Consider the following 19485-nt stretch of genomic DNA (forward strand, 5'->3'; position numbering starts at 1 on the left):
ATGTCGATGGCATATTGCCGTCCTGTCTAGCTTATGGATGCCCCTGACGTGAATGACAACACCCTGGCCGGCGGTCACGATGCCGTGATCGGCCTGCTGCAAAACATGGCTTCAAACAAGAAGGATTCTTACAACGGACAGCGCAGCAGCGGTGCCATGGCCTATGCCATCATGCAGGTACAACTGGCGCCCAGAATGACGGCGCAAGAGCGCCACACCATGACGGCGCTGGGCTCGATGCTGTTTGAACGTGCGGAGATCGAAGAGGCTCGCCAACTGCTGGACAGTTTGCCGGACGGGCTGGCCAGCGGCATGTTGCAGGCCTTGCTGCAGGCCTAGGGTCTAATCGTTTGCAGGCAGACCCGGGACGTTGTCGCCGGGCAGGGCGCGGATATAGTCCAGGCAGCGCTCAGCCGGCAGGGGCGGACTGAACAGATAGCCCTGGAAGCAGTCGCAGCCCAGTGCCAGGCACTGCGCCAGCTGGGTCTCATCCTCCACCCCTTCGACGATGGTGGCCATGGCCAGGCTGTGGCTGAGTTCAACGATGCTGCGCACGATCTGGCTGGAGGTTTCCTCGCCGATGCAGCGGGTCAGTGATTTATCGATCTTGATGGTGTCGATGGGCAAATCCCGCAGATAACGCAGCGACGTATGTCCCATGCCGAAATCATCCAGTGCAATCCGCACGCCTGAATGGCGCACGTCCTGCAGGGCGCTCAGCGAGAAGTCATCCGGCTCCAGCGCCGTGGTTTCGGTGATCTCCAGCTCCAGCAAGGGCGCGTCCAGCCGGTAACCGGACAGGGTCTGCAATACCTGAGTGGCAAACTCCCGGTTGATCAGCTGTCTGGGCGAGATATTGACCGACATTTTCAGCTGTGCCGGTACCAGGCCGCTCCAGGCGGCCCGTTGCTGGCAGGCACTGGACAAGACAAACATGCCCAGCTCATCCAGGCAGCCGATATCTTCCGCCAGCGCAATCACCAGCGGCGGGGGAATGCGGCCGTAAACCGGATGCGCCCAGCGCAGCAGCGCTTCCACCCCGTATACCTCGCGACGGTCGGCCATGATTTGCGGCTGGTACTCGAGAAATAATTCTCCCGGGTGCTGCAGGGCTTTTTGCAAATCGAAAGCCAGCGCCTCGGCCAGCAGGCCAAGCTCACCAGGCAAACTCAACACCTTGCGCTCTGTACCGCCCGCGTCGGTCATTTCCGCCGCACTGGCCAGCGCACGCAGTAACAAACGACTGCGCCGCGCACGCAGGGTATCCGACAACCTGACAAAGGGCAGATAGATCAGCGTCCCCAGCAGCAGACACAAGCCCTGCACCCAGACCGCGGTCAGCGAGTGGGTCATGGCATAGACATTCAGCAGCGGCGGGGTAGTCCAGACGGTCAACTGGGTGGTGCAGGGGATCAGCCCGAGCTGCGTGGCGGCGTAAGCCAGGCAGATCTGCAGCAGCGGCGCGCAGACGAAGGGAATCAGGTAGACCGGGTTGAGAATCAGCGGGATGCCAAACAACAGCGGTTCATTGATGTTGAAGGCCGCCGGGATCAGGGCAAACAGGGCAAATCGGCGTATCCCGCGATCCTGGCAGCCGAGCTGGATGGCGGCAATCAGGCACAGCGTACTGCCCGAGCCGCCCAGACGGGCAAAGGCATCGATGAACTCGCGTGTGACGATGTAATACGAGCCGGCGCCGTGGCCGGCGATCTGGACATTGGCCAGCGAGGACGGAATCAGCAGGGTGTTGGTCACCGGCGCCAGGATGTTCGGGCCATGCAGGCCGAAAAACCACAGCAGCTGCCCGATGGAGACGTAGCTGAGCACAAAGTGCAGCGGGTCCTGATGGCCGGTAAAAATCAGCCCAAGCAGATGGGTCTGGTAGGCATGCAGATCGCCGAATCCCCAGGCCAGCAGGAGGGCACGCAGACCGCAAAACAGCAGGATGGTGCACATGGCCGCCGGGGTCATGGCCACGATATCGCGCACCATGGGGTCGAAGCCCGCCGAGCCAAGCGACAGTTGCAGACGCGGTATGCTCGCCAGACGCAGAAACAGCGGGCTGCCCAGGGCGGCGATGACAATGGCCGCCAGCAAGCCGCGCTCCACCGACAGCACCCCCGACCAGCTGCCAGTGCTGCCCGGCACCGACACAATCAGCAGGCAGGCCATCATCACGACCGAGGTAATCAGCGGGGGGATGGCCGTGCGGCTTTGGTGCTGCTCGTTGAACATCTCGGTCCGGGTACTGGCATAGCCGGCCAGAATCGCCAGCGGGACCATGCTGAAGGCCACCTGGGCCACGTCATCCAGGGTGGCAAACCATTGTTCGCCCAATAGCTGGCTGAAGAAGCGTTGCAGAACCAGCGAGGGAAAGTGGCGCAACAGAATGATCAGGGCACCGACCATGATCGGCGGGAGGGAGAAAGCCAGGCCGCGGCGGATGGCGATGAAGAAAGCTTGCTGTCCGAGGCGCTCAAAAAACCCCAGCAAGGCATCTACCCGCGCATCATCCACTAACGATCCCAGCATCTGGCACCTCGGCAAACCAGTCACCAGGACTGGTGATCGCAACAGGCGGGGCAGGCTGCGGCTGCCCGAATGGCCGAATGCCGGTTGCAGATCATTGACTCATGGTTAATGTGTCTGTCCGGGCGAGAAATACCCCGTTGACAGGTGGCACGTCGGCGACACGGCAACCGTCCATGCTTGCTACCGGTCAGATATCAGAATAATAACCATTACGGTTAAATGTTCTAGCTAAAAATAACTATCGACTATCAAATAATCATTGTTTCACGTCAAAAAGAAAGCCGTTTTGATATAGGTCGATATTTACCAAGCAGACCGGATGGTATGTTCCGGTCTGCCCGGGAGAGGTGTCAGTCGTGTTCCTTCAGCCATTCGGCAAAGACCGGATCGGCCAGACGCCAGCCCTGCGCGTCGCGGGTCACCACATCCCGCCGCTCCAGCTTGCGCAGTGCCGTCTGAACCTGAGAGGGCGTCAGCGTCGGCAGGCCCAGCTCGGCCGCCAGTGCCACCCGGCTGCCCTGGCGATACGGGCTGTGCTGGCCGGCGGCAATGGCGCGCAACAGGCTTTGCTCCAGCGGCGCCAGCCCCAGCCAGCGGCTTTCAAAGGCGCTGGTATCCGACAACAGGTTCAGCCGTGCCGTCAGGGCCTCGGTCAGCGTGCGCTCGGGGTTCAATGCCAGCTCTTCCACCAGCGCGCGCAGATGCAGTGGGACCCGACCCAGTTGCAGGAAGGCCTGCCACAACGCGGCCTCATCCAGGGGGCGACGGGTGATGCGCTGGTAGCCTTGCGCCATGTGGCGGGTGAAGCCTTCGTCCAGCGGCGGGAAGTCGATCAGGGTGGCAAAGTGAAAAAACGGGGCACGGGCATCGCCGAACATGGCGCGCAAGCCGGCTTGTGATGAGCCGGTAAAGATCACCTTGACCCGGTCACGATGCAGATCCAGTCCCGTGCGCAGCGAGGCGATCAGCGTCGCGCTGCCACTGCGGCGAGCCAGCTCCTGGATTTCATCCAGCAGCAACAGGACCGGTTTCTTCTGTGCGGCCAGGTCGCCGATCAACTGGCTGACGGCGGGCAGCGGTGCCGTCGGGGATGGCGGACGGTTTTCAATGCTGGCCGGCCCCCACTGGCCACGGATCAGCAGATGACTGCCGATCTTGTCCAGCGTCCGCGCCAGCCAGTGTTCCTCGTCGGCAAAGGCGGCCAGCATGGCCGGAAAGTGGTGAGCCCCGCCATGGCCGTCATCCTCCATGAAACTGTGATAGCCGACGCGCCAGCCATGCTGTTCCGCCAGCGGCAACAGATCCTTGAGCAGGAATTCGGTCTTGCCCATGCGGCGCGGCGCAAACAGCGTCAGGGCAGAAGACAGGCCGCTGTCGAGCATCATCAACACCGATTCGGCCAGTTTCTGACGCGGGTAGTGCAGGGCATCATCCGGCATGTCAGCCACCTTTAGCTATGTGATGGCTAATTATGCATGTGGTGGCTAATAGTGGCTAGCTGGGTGCGGCGCGTCGGCCAGAAACTGCCGGCGCAGCGCGCGGTATTGCCGGGTGATGCGCCAGGCCAGCCAGGCCAGACTGCCTGCCAGCAGGGTACTGGATGCCGCAAACACACCTTGCCAGAGTGCGGGGGACAGGCACCAGCCGATCCCGCCTGCCAGCCACAGCGCATGCAGCCAGCCCAGTCGTTGCTGTACCTGCTCGCTCAGGAAGCCGTGCGTGGAGGGCAGGGCACCGCGCGGCGGTTGCAGGGCCTTCAGGTGCAGCCAGCACAGGAAAGGCACGATCTTGCCCAGCATGGCCAGCATGACGCCGAAGCCGAGCCCGCCCAGCCACAGCCACCCCGCCAGCAGCGGCCAGCAAGCAGCTGGGGACCACCAGGCGACGAGGGCCAGCAGTGCCGATGCGGGCAGACACCAGACGGCCCGCTGCCAGCTGCGTCGTGCCGGGTCCTGCGGGCGCCGCGCCTGCTGCAGCAGGCGCAGGGTGAGGGCGCCATAGAGCATGACGGCCAGCCACAGTGCCAGCGCAGAGGGATCTGGCATGGCGGGAGCCAGCAGACGCCACAGTGTGGCCAGCAGCAAGAGTGGCAGCAGGGCCGCACTCAGCCAGCGCACCGGGCGCGGATAAGCCGGTGTGATCAGGAACATCGGCAACACGGTCTGACTGATCGCGATCAAGAGGCCGAGCAGCCAGCCGATCCCGCCCCACAGCACATGACTGTGCAGCAGGGGCAACAAGGGGAGTGCCGCGCTGCCGCGCAGGGTGGCCACCATCGCCAGTCCGAGGAGGGCGGTGACCATCAGTGCCGTCATGGCGCGCAACATGCCGCGGCTGCCGCCATCGCGCGCCGGAGAACGATGCAGTCCGACGATGCCGTGTGTCAGAAACACCGCCAGCGCCAGTGCCAGCCCTATCACTCCGGCCAGCAGTTCGTCCGGGCTGAAGCCCCGGGCGAAGCCCAGGCACAGCAGCGCGACGCCGGCCTGCCAGGGTAGCCACACTGTCCACAGCAGGCGTATCGGTCGCGTCAGCGCCACGCCGGCCAGCACGGCCAGCAATTGCAGCAAGGCGCCCAGCATGATGTTGCCCAGCACGCCCAGTGCCAGCATGTGGGTCAGGGCGACGACCAGCGGCTGATAGCGATCCGCCGCCAGCGGACTGGCGGCGGCGAGGCTGAGCGCCAGCACCAGCAGCCAGCCAATGGCCGCCAGGAAAAAACCTGTCGGCAGCCAAAGCGGTGGCGCTTTGTCGTAGTCCAGTGTGCTGCCGATCATGTCCGGGTCAGGGTGATCAGCACCCCGCCATCCTCGGTCAGACTGCACTGATGCTGTACTCCGGCCTGGTTCAGCAGCGGGAACAGTGGCACCGGGTGGTGCGGCAGGATATACGCCAGCGCCTGGCCTGCCTGCAGTGACTCAATGTCTTCCAGAATGATCTCCATCGGTTGTGGCGGTACCAGATGACGCAAGTCGCGGGCGTTCATGGCTCGGCCACCATCGACTCCAGCCCGGCTACATGCTGGCCGCACATCGGATAGAGAACGTTTTCTTCTTTCATATTATGTTGCTGCATCAGGATCAGCAGCGTCTCGCCATGGCCGAGAAAGGCGGCGGCATCCTGCTGGCTGAGCGCCGCCTGCACATCGGTCAACAACGCGCGCATTTCCTCATGCTCGCTGCGCATTACCACGGTCGGCCCCATGCGCATACCGGTCGCGTCTTCAAAAGCCGGAAACAGCTGTGTCTCCTCCAGTGTGAAGTGCGCCAGCATGGCAGTTTCGAAAGCCTGCCAATGGCTCAGGGCCGGCTGCCACTGGCCGGCGCGCACGGCAGACTCGCAGTCCACCAGATGGGCATCACAGGTACGGTGTTGGTCGATCAGTCTTTCTATGGCATTCATGGCATCGCCTTCCGGAAATCAAAAATGAGTGAAGCATCAGACATTGCGTGGCAGTATGTCGGCACGCCCTTATTAGCCAGAATGATTTGAATCAAGGATTTCAAGATCCCATGCCCCACGTCGATATTGCTGCCCTGTTGCGTCACCAACCCCTGTTCCAGGCGCTCTCGCCCGAGCAACTGAGCGCCTTGCTGCCGCATGCGCAGGAAGTGCGCGCCGACAAGGGGCAGGTGCTGTTTCAGAAGGGGGATCCCTGCGATGGCATGTATGTGGTGGTCTTCGGTCGCGTCAAGCTGTCGCTGTTCTCTGCTCAGGGCAGCGAGAAGGTCGTGGAGGTGATCCAGCCCGGGCAGAGTTTTGCCGAGGCGGTGATGTTTCTTGGCTACCCGATGCCGGTGCTGGCGCAATGTCTGGATGATGCCTTGCTGCTGAAAATTGATGCGGATGGCATTCTGCAGGCCTTGTCGGCGGATGCTGATTTCGCCCGGCGCCTGCTGGCCGGCATGTCGATGCGACTGCACGGCCTGGTGCGTGATGTCGAGCGCTACTCGACCGAAAGCACCTTGCAGCGTGTCAGCGGCTATCTGCTGCAGAGCTGGCGCGAGGCCGGCGAGCCGTCACAGGCGTTTACCCTGCCGCTGAATAAAAACCTGATTGCCTCGCGCCTCAACCTGACGCCGGAAACCTTCTCGCGCATGTTGCAGCGGTTAATGACGGCGCAGCTGATCCAGGTGAACGGCAGAGAGATTCTGGTACTCAATCCGGCCGGCCTGGGTGAGTTTGCGGGAGAGGATGGCGACTGATGGAGGTGATTCGCGAAAGTCCACTGGAAGCTTTGCTGCGCCAGGCTGCCGCCGATCCGGCGCATCGGCCGGCGTTTTTCGCGGCGCTGCTGCAGGCCGAAGTGTTCATCATCGGCCATACCGATCTGGGGCCGGGCGAAACGACCATACAGGCCGGCAGCCAGCTGCATATCCAGCATTGGCAGCGTCCGGACGGGGTCAGTACCATTCCCTTCTTCACCTCGCTCGGCTTGCTGCAGCAGGCCATCGAGCAAGAGAGCCGCTACCTGGCGCTGCCGGCCCGCTCGCTGTTCGAGCTGACACTGGGCAGCGCACTGGATCTCAATCCCGGCTCGGACTGCGGCAAGTCATTCGAGGCCGCAGAAATCCGCGAGCTGCTGGCCAGCGGTCTGACCCATGCGCCGGAGCAGCGCGAAATCCGCGAGCAAACGAGCGTATTGCTGGGACAGCCTCTGCATGACCCGCAGGATCTCAAGCAGGCGCTGTCTACCCTGTTGCTCAAGCATCCGCCTGTGCAGCGCGCCTATCTGGCGCTGATGCACGACACCAGTCAGAGCGAGCAGCCGCACCTGGTGATCGGCCTGGAGGGCGAGGGCGATATCGAGCAGGTCTTGCGCGAAGCCGGCAATGTGCTGGCTGACCTGCTGCCCGCCGGCGAAGTGGCCGACCTGCTGCAGATTCATGCCAATGAGGGAGGCCTGGCCGACTACTTTCATCAATCCGTTGTTCCCTTCTATCAGCGTGGCCCCTGGGCGCGCTTCAAAGCCTGGTGGCACTGAGTTGCGGTGTCTGGCCGTGCTAAATGCTTGATGCACCTGTAATTATTTTGTTTTTCTTCCTATATTTTTGGAATAAAGGTTGTCTGGACTAGATCGCAGGCAGCGACCATCTTCATGGGCGGTTCCAGAATTCGGGAGGGGGCATGCATTGGCAGTGTGCTGGCCTGTGGGTTATGCAGCAGTGTGGCGAGCTGATCGTGTGGTGCCGCACCGCCAGGTTTGAGGAAGGTCTCCATGCCCGGACGACTTGAACTGCGCACGCTGGCGGGCTGCTGGTTGCTGGCGCTGCTGGCCGTCTGGCTGGACCGGCATGCCCTGGCCGCGCTGGCCTGGTGGCCGGCCAATGCCTGGCTGGCCGGCATGTTGTGCCGCCTGCCCTGGCGGCGCAGCCTGCCCGTGCTGCTGCTGGGGCTGGCTGGTTGCCAATGGATAGGCGGACTGGGCAGCGGACTGCCGGCGGCCGTGATGTCCATACTGGAAGTGCTCAGTACCATTGCCCTGCTGCGCCATTTTGATCTGCCCTCCCGTTTCCATGCCGGGGCCATGCAGATGGTGCTCACGCTGAGTGTCGGTGCCATCCTGCCTGCCATGCTCGGTGGTGTGGCCGGCGCCGTGGTGTCGACCTGGGGATATGGCGAGGGGTTTGCCGCCCAGGCGCTGTTATTCGGTCAGGGACATATGCTGGGCGCCCTGACGGCCTTGCCGCTGGCGCTGTGGCTGAGTCAGCCGAATCAGCTGCGCGGCCCGGGCATGCCGGCGATCCTGCACTTTGGTGGCGGCCTGTTGCTGGTGACCTTGCTGGATTGGCTGGCGCTGCGTCTGTTGTCCTCCCCGTTCGAAGTCATTATTGCCGTCGAAGTACTGGCCAGCCTGCTGCTCAGCCTGAATGAGCTGTTCATCCTGCTGTGGTTGCAGACCCTGTTGATGAGCTGGGCACTGGCCAGTGGCCTGTATCTGCCACCGCCGGTACTCACCGAGGCCGATCAGGCCATGTCGGCTCTGCCGCTGCTGCTGACGCCCTTGCCTGCGCTGATCATGGCGGCGGCCGCCTGGCAGCGGCAACAGGAACAACGCCTGCTGTCGGCCGCCAAGCTTCGCCTGGATACCGTGCTGGAGTCGATGAACGAAGGGATTGTCATCCAGGCAGCCAATGGCCATATCGTCGGCCACAACCGGCGGGCGCTGGAAATTCTCGGCCTGGAGGAGTCTCAGTTGCTCGGCCGCAGCTCGCTCGACCCTGCCTGGCACTGCATTCATGAAGATGGCCGCCCGTTTCCGGGAGGGGATCACCCGGCCATGCAGGTGCTGGAGCATGGTGTGGCGATCGAGCGGGTGATCATGGGGGTGAATCTGCCCAGCGGAGATACCCGCTGGATCGAGATCAACGCCCACCCGATGCAGGAGCCCAGCTCGGGCGAGTGCATGTGCGTCTGCACTTTCTCTGATATCAGCAGCGAGCGTGAAACCGCCCTGCGCCTGCGCGCCATGCAGGCGCGGTATGTCGGACTGGTGTTCAATGCCCCGGATGCCATCATCACCGTCGACAGCCAGCAGACCATCGTCTCGGCCAACCCGGCCGCCGGCCAGCTGTTTGGCTACAGCACTGCCGACCTGATCGGGCAGCCGCTGTCGATTCTGATGGCGACTGACAGTCACGAGCGCCATACCCGCCTTTTCGAGCGCTTTGCCAGTGAAGAAGTTTATGGCCGCAGCATGGCCGGCGGGCGCAAGGTGCGCGCGAAGCGCAGTGATGGCAGTCACTTCCCGCTCGAAGTGACGCTGGCGACCGTCAGCCTGCCCGAGGGCAAATACTTCATGGCCATTGGCCGCGATGTGACACAGCGCGAGGCCTACGAGCAGACCCTGCTGGAGCTGTCACAGGCCATCGGTCAGAGTCCGGTCGGGTTTGTCATGATCGACCGCGACGGACAGATCGAGTATGCCAACCGTGCCTATGAGCAACTGACCGGCCTGCCGAATGCCGAGCTCAAGGAGATGGCGTTGCAGGCGCTGTGGCAGTCTGCTGATCAGGGGACGGTTTCGGCCATGCCCTGGCGCAACGCCGAGGGCGGCCAGCCCTGGCAGGGTGAAGTGAGTCAGAAACGACCAGATGGCCGTGAGTATCAGGTTTTTTACGTCATTTCGCCGCTGTTTGATGCGGAGGGGCTGGTCGGCAAATACGTTGGCGTGGCGCAGGACGTGACCGACAGCAAGCGCACCAGCGCCGAGCTGGAGGCGCATCGTCACCATCTGGAAGCGCTGGTCGAGGAGCGGACCCGTGATTTGCTGGAGGCCAAGGAAGCGGCCGAAAGTGCCACCCGGCTGAAGAGTACCTTTCTGGCCAATATGAGCCATGAAATCCGCACCCCGCTCAATGCCATCGTCGGTTTCGCCCATCTGGTGCGCAACCAGGAGCAGAATCCGCGTGCCCAGGCCTGGCTGGACAAGATCGACAGCGCGGCTCAGCACCTGCTGGCCATCATCAATGATGTGCTGGACTTCTCCAAACTGGAGGCCGGCCATGTGGAAATCCACAGCGAGCCATTCAGCCTGCAACCCTTGCTGGAATTCATCCGCGACATGGTGATGCCGCGGCTGGCCGACAAGCCGGTCAGCTTCGAAATCCGGGTCGAGGGGACGGTGCCGGCCAATTGGCTGGGGGACAGCCTGCGCATCGGACAGATTCTGGGGAACTTCGTCAGCAATGCTGCCAAATTTACCGCCGAGGGCCGGATCGAACTGGTGGTGCGCGAGGAGGGCCGGGAGGGTGAGCTGGTGTGGCTGCGCTTCGAGGTCCTGGACAGCGGCATCGGGATCGACCCGGCCCAATTTGCCCGGCTGTTCGTGCCTTTTGTCCAGGCGGATGCCTCGATTACCCGACGTTTCGGTGGCACCGGCCTCGGCCTGGCGCTCAGCCGCAGTCTGGCGCAGCTGATGGGCGGTTCGGTCGGAGGCGAGAGCCGGCCCGGTGGCGGCAGCTGCTTCTGGCTGACCCTGCCGCTGCGCCCCATGGAGACGCCGCAGGCGGAAGCGGTGCTGGCCGAGGAGACAGGGGACCTGCCGGTACCACTGCGTTTTGCCGGACATGTGCTGATCGCCGAAGACAATCCGCTCAACCAGGATTTCATGCAGGGACTGATGCAGGATCTGGGGCTGAGCTGCAAGGTGGTTGGCGATGGCCAGAGTGCGGTGGCCGCCTGTCTGGACGAGTCGTTCGATCTGGTGTTGATGGACATGCAGATGCCGGTGATGGATGGCCTCAGTGCCACCCGCGAGCTGCGTCAGTTCGCTCAGACACGTCATTTGCCGATCCTGGCCCTGACCGCCAACGCCTATGCCGAAGACCGCGATGCCTGCCTGCAGGCCGGTATGAATGACTTTCTCAGCAAGCCGATCGAGCCGCTGGTGCTGCGCGAGCGCCTGGCGCGCTACCTGCCGGCGGCAGCTGCCAGCGACGCCGAGCGTATTGCCTTGCCGGAGGCTCCGGCGGCGCTCTTCGGCCCGCTGGGGCAGCGGCTGCAGCAAGCCGGGCTGGTGGATTTTGCCTACCTGGAAAAGATGACCAAGGGCAATCCCGACACCATCGAGCGCGTGCTGGGCATGTTCCTGCAGCACCATGTGCCGCTGGCGGCCGGCTTGCCGGCCTTGCTGGCCGGCGGGGATCTGAGCGCGGCGACCCGCATCGTGCATACCCTTAAGGGCACCGGCATGTCCCTGGGGGCGGACGCGTTGCGTCTGGCCGCTGAGCGACTGGAGGGGGTGTTGCGCGGCGACACCCCGGCGCAGGCAGACTGCCGGGCGCTGTGCCATGAAGTGGCGCGGCTGGAGCGCGTTCTGCTCGGTCCGCAGGCTGCCGAGGACGGGGAGGCTGCCGAACAGCGCCTGCGTCACCGTCTGCAGACGCATGATGTCGAGAGTGCCGCCTGGCTGGCACAACAGCGCGCGGCCTTTCTCTGGATGCATGAAGAGGATTTTCAATATCTGCTGCGGCTGGTCGACAGCTTTGAGTTCGGCCCGGCGCTGCGTTTCTTTGACCAACGAAGCCTGGCTGCAAAGGAAGCGCCATGAGTGAAATCAAGACCATCCTGCTGGTGGATGATGATCCGATGTACCGCATGCTGACGGCCGATGCCCTGACGCCGCACTATCGCCTGCTGGAGGCAGAAAGCGGGGCCGATGCCCTGATGCTGGCGCGCGAGTATGTGCCGGCCCTGGTGTTGCTGGATATTACCCTGGCGGATCAGGACGGTTTTCAGGTCTGTCGCCAGCTCAAGCAGCATGCCGCCCTGGCCCAGGTGCCGGTGGTGTTCATCTCGGCCAATGTCAGCCTGTCTGACCGGCTGGCCGCCTATGAGGCCGGTGGTGAGGATTTCATCGGCAAGCCGGTCGAACCGGATGAGCTGCGCGCCAAGGTGTCGCTGACCCTGAAGAACGTGGCCGAGCGTCTGCGACTGGAAAGCGGGGCGCGGGATGCCATGGGCGTGGCGATGACGGCCATGTCTTCGGCCAGTGAGCTGGGGGTGTTGCTGGGGATTTTGCGTCGCTGCTTTGCCGTCAGCGACGAAAGCGGTCTGGCGGCCTGCCTGTTGTCCGGTTGTGCCGAGTTCGGCCTGGAGGCCTGCGTGCGGCTGCAGACCAGCGCCGGGGTGTATGGCCGCAGCCAGCAGGGGGTACTGACCCGGGTCGAGGCCGGCGTGCTGGATCTGCTGTCCACCGGCGAGCGCATTGTCAGTCTGGGACGGCAGTCGGTGTTCAATTACGGGGGGCTGACCTTGCTGATCAAGAATATGCCGGATCAGGAACCGGATCGGGCCGGTCGGCTGCGCGACCATCTGGCGATGCTGGCCGAGGGGGGGCAGGCCTGCCTGCGCATGATCGAGGCCATGAACCAGCTGCGCGTGCGCGAACGCGCCCGGGCGCATTTTGGCGAGCAGGCCATGGCGGCGCTGGCCGAGATCGATGCCACCTTTCATCGCCATCAGAGCCAGACCGAAGCCTGGCTGGAAAGTACCCTGACTGAGTTGCAGATGGCATTCCCGACACTGGGACTGACCGACCACCAGGAAAACATCGTTCTGAGTCTGGTCGGCAGTGCCGCCGAACGCATTGCCGGTCAGTATGCGGAAGGGCTGGACATCGCCGGTCACCTGCATCGGCTGCAGGCGCTGGCTGGCGACAATGGCTGACTGAGCGGATTCAGTCAGCGTCCGGCAGCGCGGCCCAGCGGGCGACGCGGGCCAGCGGCTGACCGCAGGCGCAGCGCAGCCGGTCCGGGTGGCGACCGGCGCGCTCGCGGGCACAGGCCTGACACCGCGTGCGTCCGCAGGCCAGGCAGACATAGAGCGCTTCAATATTGTGCCGCGCGGCACAATCGCTGCAGTACTGGTAAATGCCGTGATGCAGTATCCCTGCCAGTCGCTGATGTCGGGCGGCGGCCAGCTGCAGGCGGTCAACCGGATGAGGCATGATGCTCTCCCAGACAGGTTGTGACCTGTTATCGGCTGTTTTTCCCCGGCATTGAGCCGGATGAGTGAAATCTGCAAGGCGGCTTGTCGGCTTTCTCGCAGGATGGGCGCGTCGGTTCCTGCCGACCGTTGTTCATCCACCATGGCGGATACGCGCTGTATCCGCGCAGAGAAAGCAGACACTCATGATTCTTCCCGATCCCATTCCCCTGCCGCCCGAACCGGATGGCGTCGAGCCGGCACTGGCCGCAGAGCTGGCCGATGCGCAGTGGCAAGGCGCCATTACCGAAGCCGAAACGGTCGAGCGCTGGCCGGAGGTGGCGCGTGCCATGCAGGCGGTTCGCCAGGCGCGCCAGCAACTGCTGAGTCGCTATCCGGTCATCCGGCGCCAGGTCGAGCAGGCCAACCTGGCGCTGAACGTGGCGCAACAGGTCATGGCCATGTCACAGCCCGGTCCCGAAGCCGAGTCCGCCGCGGCGCACGCCGTGCAGTTGGCTACTGAGGCGCATGCGGCCTATCGGCAGTATGAGGTTCAGCGCCAGCAGGCCGAGCAAATGCGCCAGCAGGCCGAGCAGCTGGCGCGTCAGGTGGCGGGGGAAATCCGCCGGATGGGCGCGCAGCGCGTGGCGCTTCAGGAAGGGGCCGATGCCTTGCACGGCGATCCTCAACTCATGTCGCCGGAGGATTTTGAGCGCGGGATGCAGGCGGAGGGACTGATGGTTGCGGTCAGTGACGATCCCTATGCCCGTCCGCAGATGGTGCATTTCGGCGACGTGCGCGCGGCGCTGGAGACCCTGCAGCAACAGACCCTGACACCACGCAGCCAGGCGCAACAACTGGGGGTCTTGCTGGCGGCCTTGTCTGCGACAGAGGTGGATCCGGCACTCAGTCCGACCCTGCGTCGCCTGCGTCTGCAGACCATGGCCCGGCTGGCGGCCCTGGGTGAACCGGCGCCAAACAGGGTGCATGCATTGTGGATCGGCGATCTGCCTGATGCGGCTCGTGCTGCCCTGCGCCTGTTGCTGGCGCGCCAGATGCAGGCAGATGCCTTACCAGGCGAGTTGCCATGGCAGTTTTATCTTGGTCATGATCCGCGTGCGCTGATGGCGCCGCGGCTGCGTCAGATCATTGCCCGCGTTGGCCGGGCCAGTGTGGCCGGCAGCCCGCCGGGCGCGGCGCGGGATCTGCGCTATCAGCGGGCCGTGCTGCAGATGCAGAACCAGGCTTATCAGGCGGTACTGGCCGGGGCGCAGCAAAATGGCGGCGATTTCAATCTGGCCGCCATCGATTTTCTGGTCGAGTTTCAGGCGCAGTCGCGGGCCGAACTCACGCAATGGCTGAGCGAGGTCAGACAGCGCTGGATCGAATTCGACGCTGACTTGCGCCAGCGTTTCGGGGCCGGGGCGCTGACCCTGGTCGATCTGGGCGAGCTGCTGCCACCGGATCATCCGGTATACGACGCCTATCTGCAGGAGCTGTGGCTGCGCGGCAATCTGCCGGCGGCTGCCGATCTGGCCCGCTCCACCATGCTGCACCGCTATGGCGGCACCTATCTGGATACCGATGTCAGCCTGTTACCCGTGGATGAGGCGTTCGGCCAGAGCGTGTCGGCGCTGGAGACGCAAATCCTGCGCGAGATCGATTTGGCCAGCCAGCCGGGCGAGCAAAGACTGACCAATCGCATTGTGTTCTCTGCCCGACTGTGTGCCGCACGTATCCAGGCGCTCGGCAATTATCTGGCTGAGTTGCCGGGCGATCCTTATGGGGTGAGGGGGCTGCAAGGTGAGCTGGCCTATGAGGCCTTGCGCGACAGTCTGCTGTGCCAGCATTTGCCCGGTTTGCGCGCGCTGATCGCCGAATATCTGCCGCTGGTGGCGCAGGCGCCGGCTGCGCGGGTGCGGGCGCTTGGTATCGCGCCAGGCGAGGCCTTGCCGCAGTTATTCCAGCGGCTGAGTCCCGGGGTCGTCGGTCCTGCCGGTCTGTCCCTGCAGGTGCAGCTGAACATCGATCTGGGGGTGGACATCTCCGTGATGCATGGCCAGGCTGGCGCGGCGGTGTTTGCGCACTACTGGCAGACGGTGCAGCGGCGCTACCGCGCGATGTCGGCCAGCGGTCAGCGCTGGTTCCCGCAAGTGCCTGAGTCACTGGCACCTGATTCAATGTTCGCCGGCAAGGCCCATGGCATATACCGACTGGATGGCCTGGTCGAGGAGTCGGCGGCGACCGGGTACATGACCGGGCCGCAAGCCTATTTGCGTGCGGTCTACGACAGTCTTCAACCCGAGGAAGAGCCGGCACGCAGTCTCTGGGCCAGGATGGATTTCCTGGATCGCAAGGCCCTGTGTCTGGCGCCGGTGCGGCTGGAGATGGATACGCCGGGGGATCTGGCCTCTTCCTGGCGCGCCAGCGGCCTGTCGGCGCTGCGCGATGAGCCGGGTTCCTCGCCCTATGACCGCCAGGTGGTGGTGTTGCTCGACAAGGGGATGTCCTCGCTGAATGCGGCGCGCTATTTGAACAACGCCCATCCGCACTCCATGCTGATCGTGCGCCTGGCCGATGGCACCCTGCTCAGCGGCAAGCGGGCCATCGTGCAACTGAAGCTGGAGGACTGGGGCAGTCGTCCCCGGGTGGTGCTGGTCGGACACCTCAGCGCCGATCAGCGCACGCTGGGCGAGTTGCCGGCGAGCACGCTGGCGCAGTTACTGGGGGATTTGCTGCCGTCTGACAGCGAGACGCCACTGCATATCGAGCGACTGCGACTGGTGGCCAGTCATGCCATGCCGGCTCCCGGGACCCTGTTGAGCGGGCCGAGCTATGCCGAACAGCTGTTGCGCGCTCTGCGCCAGGTCGGCGTGTCCATCGGTGCGCTGAAGGGCTATGCCGGACCGATTGCCGTGGATGTGTTTGGCCATGTCTGGGTGCAGGACGGGCAGCGCGGCATGCCGGTGCGCCATGCGGAGTCGCTGCGTTTACTGGCGCGCTTGCAGGGAGAGCGCTTCGAGTGTGTGCCGGTGCAGGGCCGCACGGCCGCGTTGCCGGCACCGCGATTGCCACCGTTTGCTGCGCCCTTGCCGCTGGTGCCGACTCAGCGGCGGGCGGTGTTGCTGCTGGCGCCGGAGGCCGCGCTGCAGGGGATGGGCGGAGATGCTTTCCATCTGGCCATCGACAGCCTGACCCGCAAACACCCCACCACCGAATTTTATGCCCTGACCGAGCAGCATGGCGTATGGCGCCAGTGGGTGCAGCGCATGCCGCCGGGGCTGGACCGTCCCTGGGGCATGCGCTGGCAGCCCCTGCCGGCACCGCTGGCCGGCGCTTTCGCCAAGCTGACCTTGCTCGGGCACGCCCAGGGGGATCTGGGGCTGGTGGACTTGCTGCAGGATGGGGCACGGCTGTCGGCATTGTCGGCGATGTTGTCCGAGGTGCAGACCATCGGGCACCTGAGTGTGCTGGCCTGCGCCATGCGGCCGGAGAATGGCGTGTTGTTGCTGCGGGCACTGAGTACCTCGCCCGGGCCGCGCATCGGTCGTATCACCGGCTCGGAGCGTCAGGTGTTCATCATGGGGCCGGGCGATGTCAATCCGACCCCGCTGTCGGCCGGGCGTCGTCTGTATCGTGTCGGCGAGGTGGCGCAGCACGGCGGCCATGCCGGCAAGTGGCAGGTGAGCGCCAGGGAGGATGGCAGTCTGCAGGTCGACAGCCTGCTGGCCAATCTGCACGACAAGCCGGTGCAGTTGCGTCCGCTGGCGGCACCACTGATCGGGCCGTTTGATCTGCTGCTCTGGCAGCGGCAGGCGGTCCAGGCACGGCGTCAGGTCGCAGCCTGGCTGAATGAGCAGGAAGATCTGCTGACCCGGTTCTATGGCGAGCACGATTTGCCGCGGGCGCAGTGGCTGGCGCTGCCGGACAGCTTGCGGCGTGATGGCCGCGGGCAGTATCTCCTGTCGGTGAGTGATCGTCGCCAGGGTGTGGTGCGTGAGGTGGTGTGTCCTGACGGTGAGCGCCTGGCCGCTGTGCACGGTGCCTTGTCCACGCTGTGGCGCCAGTTGGCGCCACAGTTGCAGCGTGATGATGCCCACCGGCTGCAATGGCATGGGGCGGCTTCCGGGCAGATCTGGCAGGGCGGCACTCCGGGCAGCAGCAATGGCGCCTTCCTGATCATGGCGCTGATGTCCTGCCTGCAGGCAGGACAACTCAGTGATGAAGCGCGGTTGTCTGCCTGGTGGAATCTGGCCGCCATGGGCACCGCCGCCACCGGGGACGGCGTGCAGCTGGGGCAACTGGTGCTGGCCGCCACGGCCCCGGATGGCGCCGTGGCGCAATCGCTGGCCCTGCTGTCCCGGGTCTTCGAGGCCGGCAATTTGCTGTTCCTGGCGGGGTCGCTGGTGTGGGACGCCTGGCATCTGAGCAACAGCCAGGATTGGGTCAGCCAGGTGAGCCGCGCGGTGCAGTTGGGCATGACCAGCGGGGCGCTGGCACTGCAGTTTGGTGCCAGTCTGCTGGCCTGGGCGCTGCCCGGGGCCGCCAGTGCCACGGCCTTTGGTCTGCTGGCGGCGCCGGTGATGGCGCTGGGTCTGGGGTGGTCGGCATTCGCCAGTCAGATTGCCGCCCATCAGCAGGGAAGCCATCAACTGCTGGATTATCTGCTCAAAGCGCAGAAGGCCTACCGTCAGGGGGGATTCCAGCTGGAGGAGAGCGGCCTGCGTGCTGCTGCCGACCCCTATGCCGTGATTACCCGGCTGGACTTTGTGCGCGGCGAAGTGACCTTTGGCAGTCAGATGCTGCTGCGCAGTAGCCCGCGCCCGATCAGTGCGCCGCATCTGGACATGTATCACGAGTTTCCGCTGCGCGATTCGCTGGGTCTGCCGGCCACGGTGCCCCTGCGTTTCACGGCTGATGAGTGGTTACTGCCTTCGACGCCACAGTTGTCGCTGCACTATGAGTACCTGGCCGGCGAGGTGTCGCTGAACGCAGAGGAGCAGGCGCTGGTCAGCCGGCTGGAGCAGGCCGGGGTGTTCTGGTTCGATGGCGGGATTTATTCCGCCAGCAAGCTGCAGTTGCTGGCCTCGCCTCTGCAGATCGAGGTGCTGCTGGCACGTGAGGCGCAGACCTGCTGGTTCAGCCAGACGGCACAGCCGGTCAGCTATCGCCTGCAGGGGCATGGAGCCTGCTATCAGCTCAAAGGTCTGCATGCCGGTCTGTCGCTGCAATTGACCGATGCTGACGGTCTGTCGGCCCCGTCGTTGTTCCAGTTGCAGTTGCCGGAGGCCCGTCTGATGGACGCGGGTGATCTGCAGCTGGCGCAGGGGCAGTTGCGGCTGCGCGATGATCAGGGGCGCTGGTTGTCAGTAGGGGTCTCGGGGCTGCAGGGGCGGCTTCTGGTCAGCGGGACGGCCGGTAGTTGGGACATCGATCCGCTGCGTGGCCGCATGGTGCTGATGACGCTGGATGTGCGGCGTCTGGGGGATGCGCCCTGGTTGTTGCGCCTCAGCCGCCTGGCTGCACAGCAGCAATGTGCGCCACTGGTACGGGTGATTCAGGGCAAGCTGCCCTTGCCCGTGGCGGATCTGCCGGCACAAGACGAGGCGCTGCGCCTGGCGGCCATGACCCGTCTGTCGAACCAGACGGTGTTCGATGCCGGGCAGGGACGTCTGTTGCGTCATGGACTGGAGCACGAAACAGCCCTGCAGTTCGGTACGCGCTTTGTCGGGGCCTCTGAGCAGCACGCCTACTTTTTCAATGGGTTGCATCAGGGCTTCTGGTGCACCTCGCGTCAGGATGACCGCGCCGTGGCGCAGTATGTGCTGCCGCTGAACCATGCTGAGGGCCAGGTCGAAGAAGTACGCCTCCAGGGCAATCTGTTGCTGGTGCGCCAGCGCATCGTGCTGGAGGGGGACACATTACAGCTGGCCTATGGCATGACCGCCGATGGCCCGATGCAGCTGCGGGTGCTCGGTGGCTTGCAGGGGAAGGCACTGACTGCCTGGCAGGCCATGCTGGCCCAGATGGTGCACCAGCCTGGGGAGGCACTCTGGCCGGCGCTGGCCGTGGCATTGGGACTGCAGGCAGCAAGCGCACGGCAGCTGTCGCCATCGCTGCCACAGCACGAGGTCGCTCTGGCTCCCTGGTTGCAGGTGGAGGGGCGCCATCAGGATGGGGCCGAGTTCCGTCATGCCGTGCAATTGATGCAGGGACGGGTGGTCGATCTGCTGCAGACCGGCGCGGACGATGTCTTGCTGGCACACCATTGGCCGCATGATGCCGGGGTGAGCCTGCTGTGCTGGTCGCCGCGTCAGGGGCGAGCCTGGCGGCTGCAGCTGGATGAACATGGTCTGGTGGCGGTGCAGCCGCTGGCGACCCGGGGCATTGTCGCGGTGGACCATCAGGGCGGGCTGGTCTGGCTGGTGTGTGGTGATCAGCAGTTGGTGGTCGTGGATGCCGGCGGACAGGAGCAACACTGCGATTGGGTGACGCTGGAGGGTTAGTCGTCGACGCGTGAGCGCT

General features: G+C 64.5%; 12 protein-coding genes. 6 read left to right on the top strand and 6 right to left on the bottom strand.

Translation table 11 applies throughout. The features are described 5' to 3' along the window. The first annotated feature begins 48 nt into the window (after positions 1-48). Positions 49-339: a hypothetical protein gene (locus AACH39_RS14780; protein ID WP_215778158.1), complete on the top strand. Its 291-nt coding sequence runs from the start codon at positions 49-51 to the stop codon at positions 337-339. 3 nt (positions 340-342) lie between these two features. Here the strand turns inward: AACH39_RS14780 and AACH39_RS14785 are convergent, their stop codons facing one another. From AACH39_RS14785 to AACH39_RS14805, 5 genes are all read right to left on the bottom strand, one after another. After that, the gene (locus tag AACH39_RS14785; RefSeq protein ID WP_338620474.1) at positions 343-2532 is read right to left on the bottom strand and encodes an EAL domain-containing protein; all 2190 of its coding nucleotides are present in this window, start codon (positions 2530-2532) and stop codon (positions 343-345) included. 350 nt (positions 2533-2882) lie between these two features. Beyond that, complete coding sequence (locus tag AACH39_RS14790; protein WP_215778152.1) at positions 2883-3971, bottom strand: ATP-binding protein; 1089 nt, start codon at positions 3969-3971, stop codon at positions 2883-2885. Positions 3972-4016: 45 nt separating this feature from the next. Next, entirely contained in the window at positions 4017-5309 is a 1293-nt protein-coding gene (locus AACH39_RS14795; RefSeq protein WP_338620475.1) for a hypothetical protein, read from the bottom strand. Beyond that, entirely contained in the window at positions 5306-5518 is a 213-nt protein-coding gene (locus AACH39_RS14800) for a DUF2249 domain-containing protein (RefSeq protein ID WP_338620476.1), read from the bottom strand. The genes AACH39_RS14795 and AACH39_RS14800 overlap by 4 nt, the downstream gene beginning before the upstream one ends. Beyond that, complete coding sequence (locus AACH39_RS14805; RefSeq protein WP_338620477.1) at positions 5515-5934, bottom strand: hemerythrin domain-containing protein; 420 nt, start codon at positions 5932-5934, stop codon at positions 5515-5517. Before AACH39_RS14805 ends, AACH39_RS14800 begins: the two co-directional genes overlap by 4 nt. 110 nt (positions 5935-6044) lie before the next feature. Between AACH39_RS14805 and AACH39_RS14810 the strand changes: the two genes are divergently transcribed. The 4 genes from AACH39_RS14810 (at position 6045) to AACH39_RS14825 (ending at position 12702) form a co-directional block, all read left to right on the top strand. After that, positions 6045-6737: a Crp/Fnr family transcriptional regulator gene (locus AACH39_RS14810; RefSeq protein ID WP_338620478.1), complete on the top strand. Its 693-nt coding sequence runs from the start codon at positions 6045-6047 to the stop codon at positions 6735-6737. Beyond that, positions 6737-7516, top strand: coding sequence for an enhanced serine sensitivity protein SseB C-terminal domain-containing protein (locus tag AACH39_RS14815; protein ID WP_338620479.1), 780 nt, complete (start codon positions 6737-6739; stop codon positions 7514-7516). Before AACH39_RS14810 ends, AACH39_RS14815 begins: the two co-directional genes overlap by 1 nt. 234 nt (positions 7517-7750) lie before the next feature. After that, positions 7751-11584 (top strand): PAS domain S-box protein, encoded by a 3834-nt coding sequence (locus AACH39_RS14820; RefSeq protein WP_338620480.1) that lies wholly within the window; start codon positions 7751-7753, stop codon positions 11582-11584. Then, the gene (locus AACH39_RS14825; RefSeq protein ID WP_338620481.1) at positions 11581-12702 is read left to right on the top strand and encodes a response regulator; all 1122 of its coding nucleotides are present in this window, start codon (positions 11581-11583) and stop codon (positions 12700-12702) included. Before AACH39_RS14820 ends, AACH39_RS14825 begins: the two co-directional genes overlap by 4 nt. A gap of 10 nt (positions 12703-12712) precedes the next feature. On the opposite strand, the gene AACH39_RS14830 is transcribed toward AACH39_RS14825, so the two are convergent. Then, positions 12713-12982: a hypothetical protein gene (locus AACH39_RS14830; protein WP_215778128.1), complete on the bottom strand. Its 270-nt coding sequence runs from the start codon at positions 12980-12982 to the stop codon at positions 12713-12715. Positions 12983-13166: 184 nt separating this feature from the next. Between AACH39_RS14830 and AACH39_RS14835 the strand changes: the two genes are divergently transcribed. After that, on the top strand, positions 13167-19466 hold the full coding sequence (locus AACH39_RS14835) for a TcdA/TcdB pore-forming domain-containing protein (protein ID WP_338620482.1): 6300 nt from the start codon (positions 13167-13169) through the stop codon (positions 19464-19466). Positions 19467-19485 lie beyond the last annotated feature (19 nt).

The sequence above is a fragment of the Paludibacterium flexuosum genome, assembly GCF_037076605.1.
Taxonomy (GTDB): domain Bacteria; phylum Pseudomonadota; class Gammaproteobacteria; order Burkholderiales; family Chromobacteriaceae; genus Paludibacterium.

Coding starts and splice junctions, on each gene's coding strand:
- AACH39_RS14810 (WP_338620478.1), top strand. CDS start 6,045: ATGCCCCACGTCGATATTGCTGCCCTGTTGCGTCACCAACCCCTGTTC.
- AACH39_RS14805 (WP_338620477.1), bottom strand. CDS start 5,934: ATGAATGCCATAGAAAGACTGATCGACCAACACCGTACCTGTGATGCC.
- AACH39_RS14820 (WP_338620480.1), top strand. CDS start 7,751: ATGCCCGGACGACTTGAACTGCGCACGCTGGCGGGCTGCTGGTTGCTG.
- AACH39_RS14795 (WP_338620475.1), bottom strand. CDS start 5,309: ATGATCGGCAGCACACTGGACTACGACAAAGCGCCACCGCTTTGGCTG.
- AACH39_RS14785 (WP_338620474.1), bottom strand. CDS start 2,532: ATGCTGGGATCGTTAGTGGATGATGCGCGGGTAGATGCCTTGCTGGGG.
- AACH39_RS14830 (WP_215778128.1), bottom strand. CDS start 12,982: ATGCCTCATCCGGTTGACCGCCTGCAGCTGGCCGCCGCCCGACATCAG.
- AACH39_RS14835 (WP_338620482.1), top strand. CDS start 13,167: ATGATTCTTCCCGATCCCATTCCCCTGCCGCCCGAACCGGATGGCGTC.
- AACH39_RS14815 (WP_338620479.1), top strand. CDS start 6,737: ATGGAGGTGATTCGCGAAAGTCCACTGGAAGCTTTGCTGCGCCAGGCT.
- AACH39_RS14790 (WP_215778152.1), bottom strand. CDS start 3,971: ATGCCGGATGATGCCCTGCACTACCCGCGTCAGAAACTGGCCGAATCG.
- AACH39_RS14800 (WP_338620476.1), bottom strand. CDS start 5,518: ATGAACGCCCGCGACTTGCGTCATCTGGTACCGCCACAACCGATGGAG.
- AACH39_RS14825 (WP_338620481.1), top strand. CDS start 11,581: ATGAGTGAAATCAAGACCATCCTGCTGGTGGATGATGATCCGATGTAC.